Genomic DNA, 25,465 nt, shown 5'->3' with positions numbered 1-25,465 from the left:
TAAATTAATAACGCTAATCATAGTCATTCTATATGGGATTATTCGATGTTTTCAAGAAAAAAGGGCAACCTGCAACTATTGATCAAACTCCGGTCAGGGAACTTTATCTTGGTGATTTGGAGAAAACTCAATTGATTTTTGAGTTGATTGATGTACCACGGGAGAATAGAGGAGAGGAATGGCAAAAGTCTTTTCTGGAGAACATTGTACACGCCAGTTTTCGATGTGGCGACCCGCAGGTTATTACTGGTCCAGACGGTTTTCCTTATTTTCAATTGTTTATGCCCAGGCCGAAGGAGCGTTTTCAGTGTTACGTGATCGACCGCATGAAAGATGATTTTTTACTAAAATCAGGGTATGGTGTGGTCATTAATCCTAATGATGGGCAACCCGACTGGGTTTTGTCGTACGGAGATATTCTCAATCTTCATCTTACAGGATCATTTTATACAACCGGACCAACACTTTTTTCAGGTGCTAAGGAAGATGAAACAATTCGTAAGGATGAAAAGGTGTTAGTTGGTCAGCCTTCTGAATTCGTATTACCAGAGACGGCAAGGACGATATTGCGGCAATTCCTACTTAATAATGGTGTTAAGTCTCCAAAAGTGTTGTTAATGTCACGAAATGGAGGCCCGGGTGAGGAAGCATCTCAAGATTTAGTATTTAATTTGACTCCGGAAGCATTTGAGACTGAAGAGCTATTCAGAAGTGTGACGCAGCATTTAGCTTGGTTCTTACCTCGTCATTATTCTTTTGCGGCTTTGAGTGAGAAGCAATTTAGTGATTGTTTCATGCCACTTTAACTTGTAGCAAGTTTGAAGAGTAAGAGGATTATTTATGCGCTATTAGTTATTGTTGTAATAGCACTCGGTATTATATCAAGAAAAGTAACTGTCTGGAGCATGGTCGATTTGTTTATTTTCGAAACAAAGAAAACAGGCTCCACTGACAACCTTATGGCAGTGTGATTTTTTTTTGGGCTGAGAAATCAGTAATCGATAATATGGCTATTTTCAAAAAGCTTTCCAGCTAGAATTTGAAGGAGTGTTCTTCAATTGCATGTTAAACTTCTTTATATTTTACCTTAGGTGATTACGAGCGTGCAATGGAGCAATACAAACCAGGCCAAAATGATCCTATCCTGCAGTTTTAATGATATCGCAAATGACTTTATCCAGATCCTTGGCACTTTGAATGATTGCCCGATTCATTGTATCTCGCTCCAATTGATCAGAAAAGAAGCTTTCGTCCTCAAATAGGGAAACGATACCCATAATATTTGCCAGCGGAGCTCTTATGATGTGAGATTGATGCCAGGCAATGTCCCTTAACTTGTCATTTTGCTGCGAAATTTTATGATCTTTCATCATTACATCGGTAATATCCTGGATGATGAAGATATAGTGCAACTTATCCCTGGTATGGAAACTACTAGAACTTAGCAAAACTTTAATTTTTCGGTTATTTTTACTTGTGCCGTCAAACTTCTCCTGGTAAAACAATGGCGTTTTTATTTTGAATCCCATTGGGTGTACGGTAATGCCTTCGCTCTTGCTGAACTTGATGTCATGGATCAGGTCTGAAAGTGAAAGATTAGTCAGTTTCCCTTTTCCATATTCAAACGTATTACGGGCCCACTTATTGAAATAGGTGATTTTAAGTTTTTCGTTTGTAATCAAGATTCCGATAGGAGCAAGGTTGGATATCTTTCTGAACCGATCTTCACTTTCCTTCAATCCGATCTCGTACTTCTTTCTGATTGTAATATCTTGAGCGCTTAATGCTACGCCAAGAAGGATGCCGTCGTCATCATATACCGGGGTCATCCGGTATTCGAACCAGATTGAAGTATTTTTACTTTCGGCAAGAGCCTGAACGGTAACAGACTCGCCATTTATCGCTTTATTGTAAGTATCTAGGTATAGTTGATGATCCGACTCTAGGACGAAATTCGGGTAATACAAATCGCCAACTTTGATTTCCTGCCCATGAAATTGCTTCAAAACATTCTGTATGGTCCGATTATAGGCGAGAATTTCGTGCTTCTTTCCAATAAGGATGACGCTCTCTGGACTGTTATCCAGTATAGCTTTAATGTAAGAGTTCCGCATACCTGAATCTACAAAATAATCGATAAATATTCCGTAAATCTGTGCAAGCATTTCATGGGGACGTCATTTTTTCCCCCGGACGAGGTATATCTATAAGTGCAAATTGAATTAAAGTATGGAAACCTGTGGAGTTTTGCATCTTGATTTAAAACAAAGACTATGAAAAGACTTCAACTCGTATTGACAAATCCCTGTTTGAAACAATGGGACGATCTACAGCCAGCAGCTAATGGTCGCTACTGCGACAGCTGTGAGAAACATATTGTGGATCTAACAGATAAATCAGATGCTGAGCTGATTGATTTTTTTAAACGTAAAAAAGGAAATGCATGCGGGAGGGTACTTTCCAGTCAACTGGGCCGTGAACTGTTGCTACCGCTATACAAACCAAGCTGGTACCAGTTGTTGCCCCTGGCCATCGGTGCGGTTATGGTTTCTCCTGCACAGGCAAAGCAATTGCAGCCTGCGACGGTGCAAAACGCAAAGCCACTTGATTTTCAAATGGCTTCATTTGAGACTACTTTGGATGCTCCTCTTGAAGTCGATACACTTACTGGAAGTATAAACGATGAAAGTACCGGTAATCCTTTGAAAGGAGTGAAGGTAAGACAGAAAGGCTTCGAAAATGTGCTAGCCATATCAGACAGTGCAGGTAGGTTTAAGCTAGAAAGGTCTGCTGCAGATTCTGGTGTTGTGTTCAGTTTTGAGTTGAATGGCTATGATGCCATTGAGTCTAAGCTGACTGATGGTATGGTGATTAAACTGGCACCTCGCCGAATGATCATGCTTGGCGCGGTATGTACGGTGCCTTTGGATCTTGCGCCCTTGTATTTGGTTTATTCGGGAAAGAAGAGCCGGACCATTGATGCTGCAAAATTAAAGGAGATTAATCCCAATTGGATCGAAAAACTGGAGGTGCTCAAAGATGCTAAGGCGACCGCACTTTATGGTTCCAGAGCAGCTAACGGAGTGATTTTGATAGAGATTAAAAAGGCCTATGCGAAAAAAATAAACTTTTCGAAGAAGGATTAGAAAATAGTGAAATGTTTTATACAGCAAATTTGAAGAGTCAGAGGATTATTTATGTGCTATTAGTTATTGTTGTAATAGCGCTCGGTATTTTATCTAGAAAAATAACCGTAATACCATTAATTGTTGGTGATATATTGTATGCTGTAATGATGTTTCTTTTGATAAAATTTCTTCTGATCCAATTGCGGTACTGGAAGGTTGCATTAATTAGTTTGTCAATCTGTTATTTTATTGAAATTAGTCAGCTCTATCACGCTCCATGGATTAATCAGATACGAAATACGACCATAGGTGCATTGGTTCTTGGACATGGTTTTCTCTGGAGTGATATGATTGCATACACCGTCGGCATAGCTATCGTATACTTTATTACGCTAAGTTCAAGTAGAGGAGTATAACTTTTCACTTTTCCACTCATGCTCGATATTTGTCATTAACAAGGCATTGTCAAATTTAATAGACCCTTTTGGGAAAACCTCTTCGTTTTCGAAGAAGCTTGATTTTACATTCAATACTTCTAGTGGCTTAACTTCCCAGTTGTAGGTATTTAATTTAAGGCCTTCAAATTTGTCTTTGTTGGGCGAATAACCCAGCTCGCCACTTTTAAAGAAGTTAGATGCATTGTGTAGCGTCTCGAAAATAGAGTTATCGTTAAAAGTTTTAGATTCAACTGCATCAATCAGCGTTTCAGTATCATCTGAACTCTTGAAGTCAATATGATAATTTCCATTTCCTTCCTGTACGTTGAACTTTGCATAATAATGTTTACCTGGAAATAGTCGACCACCTACAAGTGTATTGAATCTTAAAGAAGTATCTCTACGTGGAATGTAAACTCCTGTTTTGGTTTCGCCATTCTCATCCCATTCAACTGCAATTCTGTGCGCCCCATTTTCTGAGTTTATTCCAACAAATGCCGGTAAGCCCTTAGGTTTTATATTTCTAAGTCTGATCAGACAAATCCCTACAATAGCCTTTTCTTTATAGATAATAGGTCTGAATGGGAAAGGGAGGATTTTCTCTATTGCTTTAGGGTCAGCGGTAAAATTGATTAGAATTCGCCGCTCTATGTAGCCGTGTATGATTGGAATTTTCATTTAATTTTGGAGAAATAGGATGGAATGAATTCTTGAATATATGTATAATAACAGATATTTGAATCTAATTAAAGTATGAAGATATTTCAAACAACTATCGCAATAAGAGCAAGAAAGAGGGGATTTCATTTAATTACTGATGAAATATTTAGCGCGTTACCAGAAATTAAGACACTTAATGTCGGTATTTGCCAGGTATTTATCCAACATACTTCGGCTTCTCTCACGATAAATGAAAATGCAGATCCAACAGTTAGGAAGGATTTTGAAATGTTTTTTAATAAAGCTGTGCCAGAAAATGATCCTGATTATGAACATGATTATGAGGGAGCTGATGATATGCCTGCACATTTAAAATCATCTCTTTTGGGAAGTTCAGTAAGTCTGCCTATCAGTAATGGAAAGTTCGCATTAGGTATGTGGCAAGGGATTTACCTTTGTGAACATCGTGATTATGGCGGAGAAAGAAAATTAGTGATAACTGCCTGGGGTGAGGACATATGATTCATAATCATCAAAAAATAGCTTTGCGATTTGATATGGTTTTGGCTTAAACACCCCCTTCTTTTGTCGCGCATCGCCTTGCGGCGCTGGGCGCAGTATTCTATTTTTAACCTTTACGCAAACCAGATCAGAAAGATCAAATCTAAAATTATTTATATGAGAAAGATAATATCATTTATACACATATCGCTTGACGGTTTTGTGGCAGGGCCAAACGGAGAAATGGACTGGATTAAAGTTGATGAAGAAATTTTTGATGATGTCGCCAAGCGGATAAGTGAAAGCGACACTGCACTATATGGAAGAGTAACTTATCAGATGATGGAAAATTACTGGCCTACAGCAGCAGATAGTCCGACAGCATCCAAGCATGACATTGAGCATTCAAAGTGGTATAAAGACGTTCATAAAGTTGTTTTATCAAAGACAATAAAACACGAGGGCTTGACTAATACAACAATTATTAGCGACAACCTTTCCGACTCAATAAATGAAATAAAACAACAGGAGGGTAGCGACATCTTGGTTTTTGGTAGCCCAACAGCAACACATTCTCTAATTCAACTGAACTTAATTGATGGCTACTGGCTATTTGTGAATCCAATTATTCTTGGACAAGGTGTTCCGTTGTTTGTAGACATCAAAGACAAAATAAAACTGCAACTATTATCTACGCAACAATTCACTAGCGGGGTGACTGCACTGAGTTACACAGTGGATAGATAATCTTTAAGGAGTCTCTTTCCATGAATAAAGATTGGCTTTTTCAAAGTCTTTGGGCCAGACGATGGACTGTAACAAAAACTGGCGATCATTAGCGCTACGGCCAAGAATTTGAATACCGGTTTCAGCAAGCTCTATCGAGATTTCGGAGAGCGTGATTCCCTCACTTGGCTTGTAAATAGATTGCCAGGTTCCCACTCCTTTTTTGTGATCAAAGCGGAACTCTTTACTACCTATGAATTTGCCGGGTTGATTGGACTTGCCATTGAAAGTAAGGGTAAGTTTCTTTTGGGCCAATGTAAAGTTTGCCTTAGCGTATTGAAATTCGAAGGTTACAAGACTATCGATAGGTTTTGTAGCTAGAGGATTTGCCCATTTAGATGGTAGCAAAAGCTTAGAGATTTCCCCCATATTGATGTTGATCTTAGGGTCATTCATGTCCTCTAATTTTCTGTTCACATCATCATTGCTGAAATTACTCATGCTTCTAAAAAAGAGGTTGAGCTGTCGGTCGGTCGCTTTGTTGTCTTTCCCTAGGATAAAGGTGCGGAACATTACTTCCCTTATCTTTCCCTTTGTAAATTGATTATATAATAGTGTGGTCAATTTGTTGATATCAACTTCTCCTGATGGAACGGTTATAGCTGTTTTATTTACAGTATTAATGCGTTTGATAAACTCACGAGCTTTTTGATTGGCCTCTCCTTCAAGCATAAAGTTGAAAGTTTGGGCCAGTATTTGGGTGTCATCAAGGCGCATTACGCTGCAAGCCAAAATGAACGCATATTGCCTGTCGTTATAAATGAATCTGTCGGGGGAGTAGGCAAAATAAGCCTGCATTTCATAGGAGTAGGTTAATGAAATAGTTTTAGATTTTCCAATCCTGGGATACTTCACGTTTGGAATCCCAGATTGGGAAAGGGTAATACCTGTTAAAGGAAAGCTTGTTGTTAAAGGAAGTGCTCCAGTTTTTTGGAAGCTTAAGAACTTCTGGTCGCCCCTTTGAGAATCGGATTTCTGAAGCCCCGATATAAAGACCCTGGACATACCGATCCCCAGCCATTTAGTGATCTTTGGCATCCCCTCAGGGAGGCGGTTCGTCTCGACAAGGAAGCTGAGGTCAAGCTGGGCATTAACACTAAGTGGTAAGCTAAATGCCAGTAAAACAGTAATTGTGAAGAATGCGTTTTTCATCTGATCGTTTAAAGCTTTGAAGATAGTGCTTTAATTTATAAGCAGAAAGAAATCCAAATGGTCTGAAAAACAAATTGTTCGATCGCTTTGTTATACTCCCGAAATCGAATTAGTCACCATAAAATCAATTAAAATGAGTACAATCACGGTAAAAGACGGAACAGAAATCTATTATAAAGACTGGGGAAAGGGGCAACCTCTTTTTTTTCATCATGGATGGCCTTTATCAGGCGATGACTGGGATGGACAAATGATGTTTTTCCTTGAAAAAGGATTTAGAGTGATCGCGCATGATCGGCGAGGGCATGGAAGATCTAGCCAAACAGCCGATGGACATGATATGGATACCTATGCCGCTGATGTTGCTGAGCTGACTCAAGCACTTGATCTAAAGGATGCAATACATATCGGTCATTCCACCGGTGGTGGTGAAGTGATTCGTTATGTTGCAAAACATGGTAAAGGTCGTGTAGCCAAGGCAGTACTGATTAGTGCTGTACCTCCGATTATGGTACAAAACGAAAATAATCCGGACGGCATTCCTCTTTCTGTATTTGATGAAATACGGGAAGGTACGGCCTATAATAGAGCTCAATATTTTCAAGATTTCACCCTTCCGTTTTATGGGTACAACCGTGAAGGGGCGAAAATATCTCAGGGAGTTCGGGATAATTGGTGGCGTCAGGGAATGATGGGCGGTGTAAAAGCTCATGTAGACTGCATAAAGGCTTTTTCAGAAACAGATTTTACTGAAGATCTTAAAAGTGTGGATGTTCCTGTACTGGTTATGCACGGTGAAGACGACCAGATTGTTCCATTCCCACTTACCGGAGCAAAGGCAGTAAAACTTTTAAAAAATGGAAAGCTTGTTTCTTATCCTGGCTTCCCTCATGGAATGCCAACGACAGAAGCTGCTACCATAAATAAGGATCTCTTGGCTTTCATCAAATTATAGCACGAGTAAATTCCCTATAATATGTTTTATAGGGAATTTTATGGTTTTTATTAAAATTAAAGCACTGATAGAGAAAGGGGTGTCGGCAACATCAATGCCTCGACGAGTCCGTGACTATCTTCCTGCAGGCGATATCTATGGGAGGTATAAGTTGCTTAATCTCTACTTTGTGTGGTATTTTAGGGATTAATGTTGGAAAAAGACTACTTATTAGTAGTGTTAATTTGAAATTTGCATTTGTGTTGAAAAATACCGACATTAGTGTGGTATTTAAGTGTTAAAGATGGATATATCCGATTTTGAAATAAATGCCAAGAGTGACTTGGAGTACCTAAGTCAGATTGGGGAGTTTTTGAAAGGGACAAGGCTTGAGCTTGATCTCACCCAAAATGTTGTCGCAGAAAGAGCTGGTGTAGATAGGACAACGCTAATAAAGGCCGAAAGAGGGGACTCCATAAATCTCTTGTCGCTTATTCAGATTCTCCGTGCCTTGGGAAAGCTTAGGGTTTTGGAAAATATGAAATTTACAAGGCAGGTCAGCCCAATAAAAATGGCAGAATTATCCATGAAAAAGAAGAGAAGGGCAAGCGGTAACAAGCCCCCGGAAGATAAATCACAATCCGACTGGTAATGACCACAGCAATAATAAATCTTTGGAATAAACGCGTGGGTGCGGTGCTTTGGGATGAAAACAGTCAGTTGGCAAGCTTTGAGTATGATCCAGGTTTTATAAGTAAAAATCTGGATATTGCACCAATAAAAATGCCTATTGGGACGCCGGGACGTATTTATTCCTTCCCAGAGCTCGCAAGAAATAATACATTTAAAGGACTGCCCGGACTGTTGGCGGATATTCTTCCCGATAAATATGGTAATGCATTGATCAACGCCTGGCTTGTGGCCAATGGTCGTCGAGCAGATAGTATGAATCCAGTAGAAATGCTCTGTTTTGTTGGTAAGCGGGGGATGGGGGCGTTGGAGTTTGAACCGGCAACAGCAGGGACTGCAGATCGGGCTACCAAGATCGAAATTGAAGGACTTGTACATATTGCTGGAAAGATCTTGCAGGGCCGTCAGGACTTTTTGGTTGATATGAATGCCGACGAGCAAAAGGCGCTAATGGATATTCTTCGCATAGGAACCTCTGCTGGTGGGGCAAGGGCAAAAGCTTTGATAGCCTATAATGAACAGACTAAAGAAGTTCGTTCAGGACAGGCAAAGGCACCAGAAGGATTTACCCATTGGCTGATCAAGTTTGATGGTGTCCACGACAGCCAGTTTGGTGCTACTTATGGTTTTGGCAGGGTTGAGTATGCCTATCACCTCATGGCAGTTGCCAGTGGAATTGAAATGACTGAGTGTAGACTCTTGGAGGAAAATGAAAGGGCGCACTTTATGACTAAAAGGTTTGATCGCAGTCCAGATAAACAACACGTACAGACCTGGTGCGCAATGGAGCACCTTGACTTTAATAACGTGGGGTTATACAGTTATGAACAGTTGTTTCAGACCATGAGGGTATTACGTTTACCCTATCCGCAGGCAGAACAGCTTTTCAGGAGGATGGTATTTAATGTGATTGCCAGGAACTGTGATGATCATTCTAAAAACTTTGCCTTTATAATGGATAAAAGGGGTGAATGGGCATTGTCACCCGCATATGATGTATGCCACGCTTATAGACCTGGAAGTGTGTGGGTAAGCACGCAATCCCTAATGGTCAACGGAAAAAGGGATGGTATTGCACGTGCAGATTTATTGGAGGTGGCGCGGAAAATGAATATCAAATCAGCTGAGTCAATAGTAGCAGAAATCCAGGATAAGGTCGATAATTGGGAGGCTTATGCAGATCTGGCAAAGGTTAGTGAAAAGTTAAGAGAAGGCATAAAGACAACACTTTTAAAGCTATACTAAAATGAGAGATCAATGAATAGGTTTACAATTGAATTGTTATTTCACATTATAGGAATAGGTTCTTCATCTGGCTTGTTTTTAAAGGACAATTCGCTTTATGTGATTGGTGATAACAGTTCTTATTTCTATGAATATGAACTCAAATCCACAGCTTTAAAACGTTATGCACTTAGTGAATACCCAGCTGAAAATATAAATAAAAAACTGAAGCCAGATTTTGAAGCAATGACTTTTTATGGTGATTCATTTTATCTTTTCGGATCCGGCTCTACTGAGAGCCGAACCAACGACTAAAGAAAGGATTTCTGTTCTTGATTTATCTGCATTATATAAAAGCATGAAGGTATTGGCTGGATTGAACGCAGAAAACTTTAATATAGAAGGGGTAGTTCGTACCGGAGATACCTGGTATTTCTTTAACCGCGGGAATGGAAACACCGGAAGAAATATTGTTTTTACTGTCCATGGTAAGGATTTAATTGGAAATACTAAAATTACATTTACCGAATTAAAGCTCCCTGAAATTAGAGGTATCCAGGCTAGTTTTACGGATGCCATAGAAGTGGGGGATAAATTTTACTTTTTAGCAGCAGCGGAAAATACGAATTCGACCTATAATGACGGTGAAGTTCTAGGAAGCATTATAGGCTGTATTGACGTTAAAACAATGAAAGTGGTATTCACAAAAGAAATCTCAGACCGACATAAATTTGAGGGGCTCACTTTAAAGCATAACTCGGGGAAAGAACTATCATTCCTGTTGTGTGAAGATAACGATAGCGATCGGTTGGGGGCAGATATTTACCTATTATCTCTTGAATTAGCGGATAATTATAGATATTAGCCCTGCGATGTTCCCGGATAAATGAAAAATAGAATAAAAGATCAAGATGAATATTACTGGGTTCAGTGCTTTAAACAGGGAGATCCTGATGCGCTAGCTTATTTTTTTGATCTTCATTATAAAGCTTTATGCTACTTTGCCGAACGTTTGATTGGGGATGAAGCAGAAGCCGAGGATATCGTTGCGGATTGCTTTTTGAAACTCTGGAAAGGTGATCGGCAAATAGAGACTGCTCAAAATGTAAAAGCATTTCTATACATCAGTTGCCGAAATGCTTGTATGGACTATTTCCGAAAACTGAAAGTTAAGACCGCTGCCCAGGAGTATACCTACAGGCAATTGGAGCATGGTGAGGAGGGCATTTTTTATGAAGTCGTTAAAACTGATGTCATGGAAATACTGGCAGCAGAGATCGAGTCTCTACCAGAAAAGCACAAGGAGGTCTTTAAACTGATCTATTTCGATCAGAAGAAAACAGATGAGATTGCTAAAGAGCTTGGACTTTCGGTAAAAACCGTACGCAATTATAAAGCACTCGCTGTAGAAATGATTAAAAATTCAATCGTTAAAAAAGGCTTAACAGATGCGTTATATGTTGCACTGGTCCTGTTTTTAGAAGGTAGAAAAAATTTTTAGTATAAAATCGTATTATTTTTCGGGCCTTTTCCATCCTTGTTCGTATTTACTGAAATGAGCATATAAGTAATGCTTAACTTCATGTAATCAAAAACAGTCATGCTTGAAAAAGAATTCTATATTTCCCGATTGATCAGCTTGCAAATTAAGGGCGGACTTACGGTTGAGCAGGAAACAGAATTAAATAACTGGTTGGCAGAAAAAGAAGCGCACCGCTTATTTCTGGAGGAATTCTATGATCAGGAGAAATTCAAGTCAGAAATTGGCCATTATCTCGCAAAAGACAAAACTAACTTATGGAATAAGGTAATTGGTAACCTTGATAATCCGGAAGTTGTTCCGCTGAAAAATAAAACTTTGCTGCTCTGGTCGCGTTTCGCGGTTGCTGCATCAATTTTATTGGTCATAGGAATTGCTATATACTTTTTGAATAACCATGGCAGGCCGGTGGCTGATCATTCATCTGCTTATACCAATGACTTAAAACCTGGTTCTAATAAAGCCACACTGACTTTAGCGGACGGGCAGACCGTAACATTGAACAACCGTAACACAGGCGTAATCATAGCGGCTGAAAAACTAACTTATAATGATGGGACAGCGGTGATTGCTAATCACAATGGAAAAACGGCATTGCGAAATGAAAGGGAATTAAAAATCAATACCCCGCGCGGAGGGCATTATGAAGCGGTTCTTCCGGATGGAACCCATGTTTGGTTAAATGCGGCATCTACCTTAACATTCCCTTCAAAATTTAGTGGTAGAAATAGAAAGGTAGTATTAAGGGGAGAAGCCTATTTTGAAGTTGCTAAGGATAAGCAACATCCCTTTATCGTGAAAGCTGATCAGCAAGACGTGGAGGTGCTGGGTACACATTTTAATGTAAACAGTTATCGGGATGAACCTACTGTAAATACGACATTATTTGAAGGATCGGTTAGGATCAATGGAAACACCTTGCTTAAGCCGGGCCAGCAGGCCAATTTATACCCTACAGGCCAATTGGTGGTATCGAAAGGAAGTAATGATGTGATCGCCTGGAAGGATGGGAAATTCAAATTTGATGAGACCCCTTTGGAGGTTGTGCTCAGACAATTTTCAAGATGGTATGATGTCGACATTGAATACCCTAATGGAATTCCGAAGGAAAGATTCACAGGGTATATTGATAAAAATTTGCATGCATCTGATGCATTGGACATTCTAAAATATACCAAGATTGACTTTAAGATAGAGGGAAAAAAGATTATCGTATTGAAATAAGTTAAATATCATTAAACCTAATCCTATAACAACCAAAAAGATGAAAAGACAGCTACGAACGACAAACTGAAAATGATCAGGTAGCTCTAAAAAAGAAGCCGGAAAGTGTTCTAACCACGATCCGGCGGAGATTGAGTTAACCTTTCCCTATGGTCTAAACCGTTGGGATAAATAATTGGAAAACTATCGAATATCAACTCAACCAAACCAAAAGTATGAAAATAATTGCTTTTAACCTAGGTATGCCTGGACTTCGGCTACCTAAAAAACTATTATTGCTAATGAAGCTAACCACTTTTATATTGATAATAGCCCTGGCACAAGTAAGTGCTAAGGGATTTGGACAGAAAATCAATCTGAATGAAAGAAATGCGCCTTTAGAAAAGGTATTGCAATTGATTAAATTACAATCGGGATATGATTTCTTTTACAATGCTAAGGACCTTAAAGGACAAAAGGTAACCATTCAATTAGTTGATGTTTCTGTTGAAGAGGCGGTAAAGAAATCCATTAAAGACTTGCCTTTAACCTATAAAATTGTAAAGAAGAATATCGTTTTGACGCATACCGACCCATCTTTTATGGATAAAGTAAAGGGGGTAATTATGGACCTTGCGCTCGTTTCGGACTCTGTCCGGATTAAGGGAGTAGTTACCGATTCAGCAGGTACTGCGCTGGAAGGAACTACGCTTTATATTGCGAGAAAAGGAGCCAAAGGAGTGGAGGGGGGCGGTACAAGCACCCGATTGGTATTGGGTAAGGACGGACTTTTTGATATCAAAGCAAATGAAGGTGATAACATCATATTTTCTTATGTAGGCTATGCCATGGAAACTTTTGCGGTAACAAAACAAATGCCTTACCAAAAAATCATCCTGAAAAAGATTTCTACAGCCCTTAAAGAAGTCATGGTGCAAACAGGATTTCAAACCCTGTCTAAAGAAAGGGCTACTGGATCTTTTGGAAAAGCAGATTTGGAGGTGTTTTCTAAACGTACAGGTTCAACAAACCTCTTAACCCGACTAGAAGGACAGGTGCCGGGATTGTATATTGCGCCTCAGTCTCGTGTTGTTAGTTCGACTGGAATTGCCGAAGATCCTAAGACGATAGTAAGGGGCAGAGGAAGTGTCTTAAATCCTTCCAATCCTTTATTTGTAGTGAATGGAGTGGCTGTACCGAATTTCAACTCGGTAAATCTGGACGATATTGAAGACATTACTGTGCTTAAAGATGCGGCTGCGTCTGCAATATGGGGTGCCAGATCTGCGAATGGCGTAATCGTGGTGAAAACCAAATCTGGTAGTAACAATTCGAGATTGTCGATCAGTTATAACGGATCTTTAAATTATACAGGTCGACCGGATGTATATTATGGAAATATGCTGAACAGTCAGCAATATATCCAGGTTGCGAAAGAACTCTTTGACAATCCGGTTTACAGAACTGCTTATCCTTATGTGGCGCAGTCATTTCTGGCACCACATGATCGGATCTTGTATGATGGCTTACGCGGAAAACTGACCGAAGGACAACGTAATCAAAAGTTGGATAGCCTTTCTGGGATAGACAACCGGTCGCAAATTAAATCGATGTATGATCCGGCTTTTACCACCAACCATACGGTTTCTGCATCGGGTGGTAACAATTCTTATTCATTTTATGGATCAATGGGCTATGCTGGGATGAAGGGGAATGCCCCTGGAAGTAAGAGCAATACCTATAGTTTAAATTTAACACAAAACCTGAATGCAGGTAACCGTGTTAAAATTTCCCTGAATACGTCGTTGGTTAACATGACCGCTTCGAGCCAAAGTCCAATCTTACCGGGTAGTGGTTTTTATCCATATCAGCAGTTTCGCGATGCCGCAGGTAATCCATTGAACATGAATTTTATGGGTGGCTATGTGGATTCTGTAAGATTAGACTATCAATCCAGAAGCCGCATCAACCTGGATTACAATCCGATCAATGAAGCTGGATTAACTACCAATAAGACCGATAATCTCAGTATCAATGTAACGTCGAATGTTGCGGTAAAGATCTGGAAAGGTTTACGTGTTAGTGGGACATACGGTTATCTGAGGTCTCCTTCTTCTTCGAGGTCGTATGCCGACCATCAGGCAATTGGTCAGCGTAGGCTATTGGTCGGATTAACCGTGGCACCTACCGTAAATGATCTTCCTGTTTATTATTTACCAACATCTGGTGGAACATTGGGCGAAAGCACTTCTGAGAACCGCAGTTGGACTGTCCGCCATCAATTGATTTATGATGACAGTTTCAGGAAGGGAAAAGACCAACTGCTGGTACAGGTTGGAAATGACATTCAGGAAAACAGCGGAAGTCAGACGAATACAACGCTATTGGGTTATAATGATGCCTTGGGCAGCTTTGCGGAATTAGATTGGGCAAAATTGAGGAGTGGTATTTTCCCTACAGTAACTGGTTTTGGATCTTATTCCTATATTCCGATTGACCGGAGACCAAGAACAAAGAGTCGATTCCTTTCTTACTTTGCATTGGCCAGTTATTCCATTGAGCGCAAATACAGTTTAGATATCAGCTGGAGACAGGATTTGAGTAACCAGTTTGCCAGTGATCTGTCTAGCCAGAAGAAACCGGTATGGAGTTTTGGAGCCAGATGGCAGATCAGTAAGGAAAAATGGTTGAGTAAGGTGAAATGGCTGAATGACCTCGGCATCAGAGCGACTTATGGTATTACTGGGAATACGCCTTATGGACAGGTTTCGCAATATGACATTGTGAGTACCCTGAATCCGGCGACTAACTACTTTTACAATCAGATTGCAGGAGAAGCATTGTACCTCTCGGGTGTAGGCAATAAAGGCCTTGATTGGGAAAGTACTGACAATTATAACCTTGCAATAGACTATTCGATGTTTAACAACCGGATAAGTGGTAGTATCGATGCCTATAAAAGGATCACCACAGGTATGATCGGAAATGTGACACTGAACCCGTTGACAGGTTATAATTCAATCGCGGGCAACATTGGAAAGATGTTAAATGAAGGTATAGAAATGAGCATTCGCTCACTGAATATAAAAACGAGAGACTTTAGTTGGAGTACTACTGTTGGGGTAGGTTTTAACCACAACAAACTGATTTCTTATCAGACGCCAAGCAATAACAGCAAGACCGTTTCGGGGAGATTGCTGTCAGAATATGTGATCGGATATCCTATGAATGCGCTTTGGGCATATCGCTTTGCGGGATTGGATAATCTTGGGGATCCGCAGATCCAACTTGCGAATGGCACAGTGACTAAAAAACCAAATGCAGCCACTGTTGATGATTTGGTTTATATGGGAACTACCCAGCCCCGCGTTACTGGTGGTCTGGGCAATACCTTCAGCTATAAAGGATTTAATTTAAGTGCGAACATGATTGCTAACCTGGGGGGCGTGATGCGTAAATCTGTAAATACGTACTATAACGGAAAACTAGGAGGCACTGCAGGCTCATTTTCTGGAGGAAACATTTCGGAGTATTTTCTTGACCGATGGAAAAAGGCTGGAGATGAGGCCTTCACCAATGTCCCTTCTTATGAACCAAGTGCTGCATTAAATACTACCCGTAGAAGTATTGCTTATTATACATTTGCTGATATCAATGTGGTGAGTGCTTCGTATATCAAAATCAGGGATATTTCTTTGTCTTATGCTTTAGATACCAGGGTTTTGCAGTTTCTTAAAATACAAAGGGCTAGTGTGTTTGCTTCGGCTTCTAATTTTCTGATTTGGGCAGCAAACGAAGAGGGGACTGATCCGGAATTGCCGGGCTTATCCAATGGGGTAATGCCGATTAAGCACACTTATAGTCTAGGCATTAATTTTTCATTTTAATTTATTTTAAACAGACATTATGAAAAAGCTTATTATAATTTTCTTAGCAGTATTCAGCATGCTGACTTCCTGCAAAAGGACCTGGTTGGAGATTGTACCCCAGGGAGATCAGGTTACCGTAACCACTGAGGACTACGACAAACTGATGAATGATGGGGCCTTTTACGCTTATCACAGCATAGGTGGATACACTGAGGCACAGCTAATGGGGGATGAAGTGGCGCAAGTAAAACCATATTTCATCAATAAAAATGCGGTACGGGAACGCTTGTTCCAGTGGGCAGACGATGTTTATCCGGAACCTGCGGTGACTTCATTGGTATTGCGTACCACCATGACCCAGATGTACACGATTAACAAAATCATCGCCGAGGTCATGACTGCTACAGGTGGAACGGAGGAACGTAAAAAAGGAATCAGGGCAGAAGCACTGGCAACCCGTGCATTCAGTATCTGGAATATGGCCAGTCTTTACTGCAAACCGTATGCTGCGGCAACGGCAGGGACTGATCCTGGTTTCCCCTTTGTTGCTGTGCCGAATGTGAACATTCAGGATATTCCAAGAGGTACCCTTCAGCAGACTTATGATTTCATCATCAAAGACTATACAGAGGCATTAGCCAGTATACCAGCCAAACAAAATATCGTAACACGCATGTCCAGGCCTGCGGTAGAAGGTTTGCTGGGAAAGGTTTACCTGTTTATGGGCCGCTATAATGATGCGCTGCCTTTACTTAAAGCCGCGCTGGCAGATGTGATTGCGAACGGACAAACTTCCCTATATAACTACAACGAAACATTTGCAGCTGGAGGCGCTTTTTTACCAATCAGTGCTACAAATGGTCCGAAGTCTCCTTATCAGTTAATGGATGACACCAGAGAAGCAGTGGTTTCTAAAGTGTTTTACGCTGGGAAATCTGTTGGAAACATTACAGGAACGGATGGTCTGGTACTGACTAAAGCTGCACAGGCGCTCTACCAACCCACAGATCACCGTCTGAAATTTTATATCAATAAAAATGAGAACAATTCAGTTAACGCGGCGGGCTTGCTCCGTAAATATGGATTGAATTATTCAAGATTTGGTTTGCAGCTATCGGAGTTGTATCTGCTTTGTGCAGAGGCTAAAGCAAGGGCAAATGACCTGACGGGGGCCGTGACAGACTTGGAAACATTGCGGAAAGCACGCATCCGGGTTAAAAATGACAATGGAGATCCCATCAATGATGCCTTGGTGCCTGCTGCTACTGCGACCAATCAAGCTGCCTTGATTAAATTTATCATCGAGGAACGTATCCGGGAGTTTGCGGTGGAGGGCTACCGCTGGTTTGATATGCGCAGGTTATCTGTTGATCCACTTTTCGCTGGAGCAACCTTTACCCATACCGTATATGATCAGGATGCTGTTCCAACTGTGTTAGAAACCTATACCTTAAAACAACCTCAGCGCTTTGTAATGCGCTTCCCACGCAACATCATGGATGCAAATCCAAACATGCAGGACAACCCTTAAGCCTAAATAAGAATTCGAACCTACCTGTCTCTTTTCTACATTTTTTGTAGAGAAGAAACAGTTGGGCTAGGACAGCCTATACCCATAAATACTAATTTATCAATGAGTAATATTGTAAAAATTGAGCATTTGTCTCACAAGTACACCAATTCCTGGGCCATACGTGATATCAACATCGAAATCGGTCAAACAGGCATTGTAGGATTACTTGGTTCCAATGGCGCCGGGAAGTCAACCACCATGAACATCCTCTGCGGGGCACTCAACCAGACCGAAGGAAATGTTTACATCGATGGCATTAGCATGCGGGAACAGCCGCAGCTGGCCAAACAGCAAATTGGATTTCTACCACAGAATCCGCCTTTGTACATGGATCTGACGGTAGATGAATACCTGAACTATTGCGCCGGACTGCGGCTTGTACCTAAGGACAAAATGAAACAGGCAATTCTGGAAGCCAAGCAGCGTTGTGGCGTAGACCATTTCAGTAACCGCCTGCTCCGGAATCTATCCGGTGGTTATCGGCAGCGCGTAGGCATAGCGCAAGCCATTGTGCACAGGCCTAAGCTGGTTGTACTGGATGAACCTACCAATGGATTGGACCCTAATCAGATCATTGAAGTAAGATCATTAATCAAGGAGATTGCAATGGACAGAGCGGTCATCTTTTCGTCGCATATCCTATCGGAAGTGCAAGTATTGTGTAAAGACATCAAAATGATCGAAAATGGAAGGATCGTGTTTTCTGATACCATGGATGCGTTTAACAATTATGTGGAGCCACACAGTGTGCTGGTTGCTATGGAAAACCCACCTGCGATTGCTGAAATTGAAAAAATAGAGGGGGTAACCAATGTGGATGTGCTGACCGAAAGACAGATGCGCATTTATTTTAATGGCGACCAAAGCATTACCGAGCGCATCATTGCAGCCAGCATGCAGCATGGATGGAGGTTGCGCGAGATCACACTTGATAAAACGGCACTCGACGAAATATTCAAGCAATTATCCAATAAATCACCACAAGAAAATAATTAATGAAAACCATATTTAAAGTAGCCAAAACAGAACTTTTAACCCTGTTTTATTCTCCCATCGCCTGGTTCCTGCTGGTCGTGTTTCTGGTTCAGTGCGGAGTAATTTATTTTGGCAGGATAAACAACATTGCCATGATGCAGGAACTGAGTGGGGCAATGGTAACCGGCAATAGCAGGCTAACGGAATCTATTTTCCTGAGTCAGCGCGGGTTGTTCAGTACGGTGATGCAGAACCTTTATCTCTACATTCCACTGCTCACCATGAGTCTGATTAGCAGAGAAACCAGTAGCGGAACCATTAAACTGCTTTACTCTTCTCCAATCAGTGTGCGGGAAATTATTTTAGGCAAGTTCATTTCCATGATGGTCTACAGTTTGTTGCTGGTAGGCATCATTGGGATATTTGTTGTTTCCGGTATGTTTCATATTCAGAATCCAGAATCAGGGATGCTGCTTTCTTCACTGCTAGGATTTTACCTCTTGCTTTGCGCATATGCTGCAATAGGATTGTTCATGTCTTGTTTAACTACCTACCAGGTGGTAGCTGCAATATGTACATTTATCATGATCGGTGCACTAAGCTATATTGGTACTTTATGGCAAGGTATTGCATTTATCCGGGAGCTGACTTATTTCCTGGCGATGAATGGCAGGACTCAAAATATGCTGATGGGATTGATCACCACTAAAGACATCATTTATTTTATACTGATTGTGTACATCTTCCTTGGCTTAAGTATTTACAAGTTAAGAGATGGAATGGAATCTAAACCTGCTATTGTGAGGGCTGGACGATATTTTATGGTGGTAGCCAGCGCTTTACTGATCGGTTACATCAGCTCTATACCAGCTTTGGTGGGCTATTACGATATGACAAACAACCAAACCAGGACACTTACGCCGCAAGTACAGAAAGTGCTGGCCAAGCTTGGCGATGAGCCTTTGGAAGTTACCGCATATAATAATCTGCTGGGTAAAAATTGGTTTCTGGGAAGTCCGGAAGCTTATAATGAGAATCTTGCTCGCTGGGAACAATATCTCCGCTTTAAAAGCAACATTAAGCTGAAAACAGTACTTTATTATGATAGTGCGGGCGATAATCCGATGATTAAAGCGATGTATCCTGGAAAAACGATTAAGGAAGTTGCCGAACAGTACGCCAAAAATATGGATCTGGACATGAAGATGTTCAAAACTCCTGCGGAAATGAGTAAAATCATGGACTTGAAACCTGAACAGAACCGCTATGTGATGCAGCTGAAATGGAAGGGCAGGACAACTATGCTGCGGGTATTTGAAGATCCTGAAGTATGGCCTGGAGAAACCGAAGTTGCGGCCGCCATTCAACGCCTGCAGGAAGCTAAGCTACCTAACATTGCGTTTGTAACAGGAGACCTGGAAAGGGATATTAATAAAATGGGGGACCGCGACTATAGGGGGCTTACCAACCTGAGTATCTTTCGTAACTCATTTGTGAACCAGGGATTTGATGTGTGTGTCCTTTCATTGGAAACACAAGACATACCGGCTAGTGTTTCTACCGTGGTATTGGCGGACCCAAGGTTGTCGCTTAGGCCAAACACCTTGGCAAAACTGCAAAAGTATATCGACAATGGAGGAAATTTGCTGATTGCAGCTGAGCCTGGCAAACAAGCAATATTAAATCCTTTATTGCAGCAGTTTGGTGTACAGCTGATGAACGGTACGGTAATTCAGCGTAGTGCAGAGGATGCTCCTGATCTGGTTATTCCTGACGTGAGCAAATTTGCGACAACATTTAGCAAGATACTCGCAAAAAGAGTAGCAGAGGGCCGAAAGGTATATATGCCTGGTGCAGCCGGACTCAGTTACCGTAATGACGGTCAGTTTGTGGTTAGGCCTTTGCTGATGAGTACAGATACACTTACCTGGAACAGGATGTTGCCCCTGGGCGAAGACATGACCAATAGCAGTGCGGCAATAACACCAAGCCCTGATCAGGGCGTGAGTTCAAAGCGTACAACTAACCCGGGCACAGCTAAAGTAAGATCTGCGGCTGTTACAAGTACGGGACAGGCAGGCGGTTTAGATGCGGAAACGCAAAAAAGATCTGATGCATTGCGCGTAGCTATTGCAGCAATATCTGGAGGACCTGGAACGCCGGAAGAAAAACAGCAAAAAATGCAGGAGCTGATGGCTAAAGTAAGAAAGGCTGCTGAAGCAAGATTGACTCCTGAAATGAAAAAAAGTAGGGATTCTATTGCTGCAGAGATGACTAAGATCCTGAATGGCCCCGGAACAATGGATGAAAAGCAGCTGAAAATTAAAGAAATGGTAGCAAAGGCACAGGCGACTAAACCAACTGCTATTACTGCGGCAGAACCTGTAAAATCAGCGATTTCTAAGCCTGTTACGCAGATAGTGGCGGTTGCGAATGTGGCTTCATCGGGCAGTGCTCCCGAGGAAGATCGTACTGCTGCTGGAACGGTAGCTTATTCTCCTAAAGATGGCGATACCAAAGGTCCATTTACTACCGCATTGAGCTTAACCAGAAATATAAATGGGAAAGAACAGCGTATTGTAGTGACCGGTGATGCGGACTTTTTAAGTAATACGGAACTGGGAAGACCCAGAAGCGTTAACTTCTTATTCAATACCGCGGTGTTTAGCTGGTTAAATTACAGCAAATTTCCTATTGATACCTTCCGTCCGGAAGCAGAGGACAAACGCATCAATCTGACTAAAGATCAGGTGAATAGGCTTCGCATTATCTATATCTGGATATTACCTAGTATAATTTTTGCTTTTGGCGCAATTCTGCTGATTAGACGTAAAAGAAAATAAATAACCATATCATGCTATTTACAACAGACAAACAGACACTCGAGGATCTGAATATTTTTGGTAAACATGGTGGAGAATCCTTATACAATATTTTCAATTGCTGTGCCACAGGAGGTGGCGCAGCAATTCTGGAAGAAATGTTCAGGTATCCCTTGTCAGATGAGATGGCAATCAATAAGCGTTGTGGGACTTTTCTGTATTTTAAAGATCTGAACCTGAAATTTCATTTCGAAAGTGTGCTTTTTGATGCAGTGGAGCCTTATTTGGCCAATACAGATGAACGTACCAAGCTAAGTGCCCAGGAGTATTCTGTTGTTAAAAAACTCAGCAATATCATCGCTGTGGAAGTGGAAACTCAACAGATTTATGATGGGATCAATGCGCTGGTCACATTGTTAAAGAGATTACAGGCTTTTGTGGATGGTTTGGATATCTATCAAGCTCATCCCTATTATGCCGAAAAATCAGTGATTATGGGGATACTCGCTGAGCCTGTTATGGTAAATGTGCTGGAGCGCAAAGATAAATTGACTCAGCATAGGATGGTAGAGCTTGATGCGTTGTTGCGCTTTCAACATCGGGACTTAGTTCTGAAATTACTCCGTCATATCTACCTTTTGGATGTATATTTTTCTGTTGCAAAAGTTGCGAAAGAACGTGGCTTCGCTTTTCCAAAAGCCTTGCCGCGTGAGGAGCGTGTGATTCGTTTGGAGGGTGTGTATCATCCACAAGTGAAAAATGCGGTACCCAATCTTATTTCCATCAACCCAGCCTGTAATGTAATCTTTCTTACGGGTGCTAACATGGCGGGGAAGTCGACCTTTATGAAGTCGCTGAGTATTGCGATGTTCCTGGCGCATATGGGTTTCCCGGTAGCAGCAGCCAAGCTGGAATTTTCTGTGCTGGATGGGATATATACAACCATTAACTTACCTGATAACTTAAGTATGGGGGCCAGTCATTTTTATGCAGAAGTGCTGCGTGTAAAGAAAATCGCTCAGGAGCTGAGTCAGGATAAGCATTTGTTTATTGTTTTTGATGAGCTTTTTCGAGGGACCAATGTAAAAGATGCCTATGAGGCAACCATAGCCATTACCAAGGGATTTGCAACAAAGAAGAATAGCACTTTTGTGATTTCTACACACATTATCGAAGCTGGTGAGGTACTTAGAGCGGCTTGTCCGAATGTTCGCTTTGTATACCTGCCTACGCGCATGAATGGTAACCTGCCTGTGTACACTTATACACTTGAAAATGGCATCACAGATGATCGTCATGGCATGATCATCATCAACAATGAAGGCATTCTGGATATTTTAAAAAACGGAAGGAAAGGGATATGAGTTTTATAATTGATAAACAGACACTCGAAGACTTGAATTTAACCGGTAAATACAAACCGGGATCTATATTCAGCTTTTTCAATAGGGTAAAAACAGCAGGGGGAGAGCGATTGCTGGAACAGCTATTTAATAACCCGCTGACTGATGCTACAGAGATCAATCACAGAAGTGATATTTTCAAATATTTTGAGCTTAAGGCTTTAACCTTTCCATTTGGCCGGGAACAGTTTGAGCTAATGGAGAGTTACCTGAGTAGTAATGCAGAACGCAATTTATTGTTTGCCGGCATTGGAAATTTAAAAAAGCAGGTGTTGGGCTCAGTAGTCAGGGACGATCAATATGAAACATTGCAAAAAGGTATTGGGGCTACGATTGCGATTTTGAAAATAGCTGATCAATTTTTTAAGAGCCTGGAAGCTCAGTCAGACATTTACAATCCCTATTATGAGCAGATTCGGGTTGTTAAAGGTATTCTTAATAAGAAGCAACTCGAATGGCTTAGCAAAGAAAATGGGACACAAGCCATCCCGTTTCTCAAATTAACCAGATATGACCATTTACTGAGGCATACCTTACAGGATGTTTTGGGAGAATTGATTGGGATTATTTATGGTTTGGATGTATATATAGCTGTGGCTAACCTGGCGCGCACCAATGGCTTTACTTATGCATCGGCTTTACCGCGGGAAAGTAATTTTGTAAGTGCTGAAGGATTATCTCATCCCTCATTAAGTAATGCCGTGGGTAACCACATTTCTTTCCGTCAAGAAAGCAATGTTGTGTTTTTAACAGGAGCTAATATGGCGGGTAAGTCGACGTTGATGAAGACTTTCGGTATTTCCCTTTACCTGGCACATATGGGCTTTCCAGTAGCGGCAAAGGCGATGAATTTTTCGGTTAGAGCTGGCATATATTCATCCATTAATGTGCCTGATAACTTAAATATGGGATTGAGTCACTTTTACGCAGAGGTACTGCGTGTAAAGAAGGTTGCTGAGGAGGTTAGTACTGGTAAGGACCTGGTGGTTATTTTTGACGAATTGTTTAAAGGAACTAACGTTAAAGATGCCTATGATGCGACCTTGGCGGTTACAGCAGCATTTTCTGAATATACAAATTGTTGTTTTGTGATTTCCACCCATATTATTGAAGTTGGGGAAGCATTAAAGGAAAATGAGCAGATCCAGTTTTTGTATTTGCCTACCATTATGGAAGGGAATACGCCACGTTATACCTACAAATTGGAGAAAGGCATTACTACCGACAGACAGGGTATGATTATTATAGAAAATGAGGGTATTCTGGATCTTTTATAATACAGTTTAAAAATAAAATCAAATGAAAAAGATAACTTTTTTAGCGCTTACCATGATTCCATTTTATGGTTGGTCGCAAAATGCAAATTTTAATATAAAGGCGAAAATAGGTCAACCTAGCTCAACAGTAGCAAAAGTCTATTTGAATTATGATAAAGCTGGAGTTAGAATTATAGATTCTGCAGGAGTAAATAATGGGAACTTTCAGTTTAAAGGAACCTTAGAGGAACCGATTAAAGCCCAGTTGATTCTTGATTCGGAGGGAGTAGGGTTTGCAAAGCTTAGGTCTGGTGCTGATTTCGTGCTTTTATATCTTGAAAAAGGCGAAATTGTTTTGGATACTAAAGACTCTTTGAAAAACGCTGTAATTTCGGGCTCTCAGCTGAATGAAGACTATAAGAAGTTTCGAGCTTTACTTGTAGAACCAGGAAAGAACCTTGCTTTAATTCAATCGGAATTCAATTCTGCTTCGAATGAAGAGAAAAGCAATCCTGAGTTTAGAGGCAAGCTTGAATCCAGGTATGTTGCGGAAATGAAAGCCATTAAGGAGAGCCAATTATTTTTTATTAAAAATAATTTGAATTCATTTCTTAGTCTTGAGCTGTTGAAAGAAGCTATGACGCAGTCGGATGATTCAAAGGTCATTGAAAATTCTTTTAATACATTATCTGTTGATTTGAGACAAACAGCGACGGGAAAGGAACTTGCTACTTTGCTTTCGAAAGCAAAGCTTAGAGAAGTAGGAGCGATTGCTCCAGACTTTATCCAAAATGATGTAAATGATAAGCCTGTTAAGCTTTCTGATTTTAAAGGGAAGTATGTATTGTTAGACTTTTGGGCTTCTTGGTGTGCTCCATGTCGTGCTGAAAATCCAAATGTAGTGAAGGCTTATCATATGTTTAAAGATAAAGGTTTCACTGTTCTTGGTGTTTCGTTAGATCAACCGGGAAAGAAAGAGCAATGGTTACAAGCCATAAAAGATGACGGGTTGGAATGGACGCAGGTTTCAGATCTTAAATTTTGGAACAATGAGGCTGCGAAATTATACGGGGTACGTGGCATTCCTCAAAATTATCTGATTGACCCGACCGGTAAGATCGTCGCTAAAAACTTACGGGGCGATGAGTTGATTAAAAAGTTGGGTTCATTAATGTTGTAAATTTAAATACCTGTCAATATCTTTTTTAGTTAGTATTAGTTTTAAATGGTTGCGTTTGGAATAGTCCCAGGTAATCTGGGCTATTCTTATTCTTTAAAATTTGCCGATTTAAAAGATCTGTCGTTTCGTGAA

General features: G+C 40.9%; 22 protein-coding genes. 19 read left to right on the top strand and 3 right to left on the bottom strand.

The window, feature by feature from the left end:
• Positions 1–32 precede the first annotated feature (32 nt).
• On the top strand, positions 33–806 hold the full coding sequence (locus tag FBD94_RS16655) for a hypothetical protein (protein WP_136881035.1): 774 nt from the start codon (positions 33–35) through the stop codon (positions 804–806).
• A 333-nt stretch (positions 807–1,139) separates the two neighbouring features.
• Here FBD94_RS16655 and FBD94_RS16650 read toward each other — a convergent pair whose 3' ends face one another.
• Positions 1,140–2,165, bottom strand: a complete 1,026-nt coding sequence (locus FBD94_RS16650) for a PAS domain-containing protein (RefSeq protein WP_136881034.1) — start codon at positions 2,163–2,165, stop codon at positions 1,140–1,142.
• A gap of 108 nt (positions 2,166–2,273) precedes the next feature.
• Here FBD94_RS16650 and FBD94_RS25975 point away from each other — a divergent pair, with 108 nt between their 5' ends.
• The gene (locus tag FBD94_RS25975) at positions 2,274–3,146 is read left to right on the top strand and encodes a TonB-dependent receptor plug domain-containing protein (RefSeq protein ID WP_169472336.1); all 873 of its coding nucleotides are present in this window, start codon (positions 2,274–2,276) and stop codon (positions 3,144–3,146) included.
• A gap of 11 nt (positions 3,147–3,157) precedes the next feature.
• Positions 3,158–3,544 carry a ribosomal maturation YjgA family protein gene (locus tag FBD94_RS26465; protein ID WP_136881033.1) on the top strand — a complete coding sequence of 129 codons (387 nt, stop codon included), beginning with the start codon at positions 3,158–3,160 and terminating at the stop codon, positions 3,542–3,544.
• On the opposite strand, the gene FBD94_RS16635 is transcribed toward FBD94_RS26465, so the two are convergent.
• Positions 3,527–4,243 carry a DUF2071 domain-containing protein gene (locus FBD94_RS16635; protein ID WP_136881032.1) on the bottom strand — a complete coding sequence of 239 codons (717 nt, stop codon included), beginning with the start codon at positions 4,241–4,243 and terminating at the stop codon, positions 3,527–3,529. The two genes, FBD94_RS26465 and FBD94_RS16635, sit on opposite strands and share 18 nt — an antisense overlap.
• A gap of 75 nt (positions 4,244–4,318) precedes the next feature.
• Here FBD94_RS16635 and FBD94_RS16630 point away from each other — a divergent pair, with 75 nt between their 5' ends.
• Both FBD94_RS16630 and FBD94_RS16625 read left to right on the top strand, forming a co-directional pair.
• Positions 4,319–4,747: a secondary thiamine-phosphate synthase enzyme YjbQ gene (locus FBD94_RS16630; protein WP_136881031.1), complete on the top strand. Its 429-nt coding sequence runs from the start codon at positions 4,319–4,321 to the stop codon at positions 4,745–4,747.
• A gap of 156 nt (positions 4,748–4,903) precedes the next feature.
• Entirely contained in the window at positions 4,904–5,473 is a 570-nt protein-coding gene (locus FBD94_RS16625; protein WP_136881030.1) for a dihydrofolate reductase family protein, read from the top strand.
• Positions 5,474–5,476: 3 nt separating this feature from the next.
• On the opposite strand, the gene FBD94_RS16620 is transcribed toward FBD94_RS16625, so the two are convergent.
• On the bottom strand, positions 5,477–6,664 hold the full coding sequence (locus tag FBD94_RS16620; protein ID WP_136881029.1) for a type 2 periplasmic-binding domain-containing protein: 1,188 nt from the start codon (positions 6,662–6,664) through the stop codon (positions 5,477–5,479).
• 133 nt (positions 6,665–6,797) lie between these two features.
• On the opposite strand from FBD94_RS16620, the gene FBD94_RS16615 reads away from it, so the two are divergent.
• The 14 genes from FBD94_RS16615 to FBD94_RS16555 all read left to right on the top strand — a co-directional run bounded on the left by FBD94_RS16615 (position 6,798) and on the right by FBD94_RS16555 (position 25,333).
• Positions 6,798–7,619, top strand: coding sequence for an alpha/beta fold hydrolase (locus tag FBD94_RS16615; protein ID WP_131608592.1), 822 nt, complete (start codon positions 6,798–6,800; stop codon positions 7,617–7,619).
• A gap of 283 nt (positions 7,620–7,902) precedes the next feature.
• On the top strand, positions 7,903–8,250 hold the full coding sequence (locus tag FBD94_RS16610) for a helix-turn-helix domain-containing protein (protein WP_136881028.1): 348 nt from the start codon (positions 7,903–7,905) through the stop codon (positions 8,248–8,250).
• Positions 8,250–9,533, top strand: a complete 1,284-nt coding sequence (locus tag FBD94_RS16605; RefSeq protein ID WP_136881027.1) for a type II toxin-antitoxin system HipA family toxin — start codon at positions 8,250–8,252, stop codon at positions 9,531–9,533. The genes FBD94_RS16610 and FBD94_RS16605 overlap by 1 nt, the downstream gene beginning before the upstream one ends.
• Before the next feature lie 12 nt (positions 9,534–9,545).
• Entirely contained in the window at positions 9,546–9,827 is a 282-nt protein-coding gene (locus FBD94_RS26135) for a DUF6929 family protein (protein ID WP_205945901.1), read from the top strand.
• The gene (locus FBD94_RS26130; RefSeq protein WP_394347792.1) at positions 9,769–10,377 is read left to right on the top strand and encodes a DUF6929 family protein; all 609 of its coding nucleotides are present in this window, start codon (positions 9,769–9,771) and stop codon (positions 10,375–10,377) included. The genes FBD94_RS26135 and FBD94_RS26130 overlap by 59 nt, the downstream gene beginning before the upstream one ends.
• A 21-nt stretch (positions 10,378–10,398) precedes the next feature.
• Entirely contained in the window at positions 10,399–11,013 is a 615-nt protein-coding gene (locus FBD94_RS16595; RefSeq protein ID WP_136881026.1) for an RNA polymerase sigma factor, read from the top strand.
• A 99-nt stretch (positions 11,014–11,112) separates the two neighbouring features.
• Complete coding sequence (locus tag FBD94_RS16590) at positions 11,113–12,276, top strand: FecR family protein (protein ID WP_136881025.1); 1,164 nt, start codon at positions 11,113–11,115, stop codon at positions 12,274–12,276.
• A gap of 215 nt (positions 12,277–12,491) precedes the next feature.
• The gene (locus FBD94_RS16585) at positions 12,492–16,142 is read left to right on the top strand and encodes a SusC/RagA family TonB-linked outer membrane protein (RefSeq protein WP_136881024.1); all 3,651 of its coding nucleotides are present in this window, start codon (positions 12,492–12,494) and stop codon (positions 16,140–16,142) included.
• Positions 16,143–16,161: 19 nt separating this feature from the next.
• Positions 16,162–17,655: a RagB/SusD family nutrient uptake outer membrane protein gene (locus FBD94_RS16580; protein ID WP_136881023.1), complete on the top strand. Its 1,494-nt coding sequence runs from the start codon at positions 16,162–16,164 to the stop codon at positions 17,653–17,655.
• Positions 17,656–17,757: 102 nt separating this feature from the next.
• Positions 17,758–18,693, top strand: a complete 936-nt coding sequence (locus tag FBD94_RS16575; protein WP_136881022.1) for an ABC transporter ATP-binding protein — start codon at positions 17,758–17,760, stop codon at positions 18,691–18,693.
• Positions 18,693–21,515: a Gldg family protein gene (locus FBD94_RS16570; protein ID WP_136881021.1), complete on the top strand. Its 2,823-nt coding sequence runs from the start codon at positions 18,693–18,695 to the stop codon at positions 21,513–21,515. Before FBD94_RS16575 ends, FBD94_RS16570 begins: the two co-directional genes overlap by 1 nt.
• Before the next feature lie 11 nt (positions 21,516–21,526).
• Entirely contained in the window at positions 21,527–22,858 is a 1,332-nt protein-coding gene (locus FBD94_RS16565; protein WP_136881020.1) for a MutS-related protein, read from the top strand.
• Complete coding sequence (locus FBD94_RS16560) at positions 22,855–24,174, top strand: MutS-related protein (protein WP_136881019.1); 1,320 nt, start codon at positions 22,855–22,857, stop codon at positions 24,172–24,174. The genes FBD94_RS16565 and FBD94_RS16560 overlap by 4 nt, the downstream gene beginning before the upstream one ends.
• Before the next feature lie 22 nt (positions 24,175–24,196).
• On the top strand, positions 24,197–25,333 hold the full coding sequence (locus FBD94_RS16555; protein ID WP_136881018.1) for a TlpA disulfide reductase family protein: 1,137 nt from the start codon (positions 24,197–24,199) through the stop codon (positions 25,331–25,333).
• Positions 25,334–25,465: the final 132 nt, after the last annotated feature.

Origin of the sequence: Pedobacter hiemivivus, assembly GCF_005144565.1 — a bacterium.
Taxonomy (GTDB): Bacteria; Bacteroidota; Bacteroidia; order Sphingobacteriales; family Sphingobacteriaceae; genus Pedobacter; species Pedobacter hiemivivus.
This window is presented reverse-complemented; position numbering and strand designations above follow the sequence as displayed.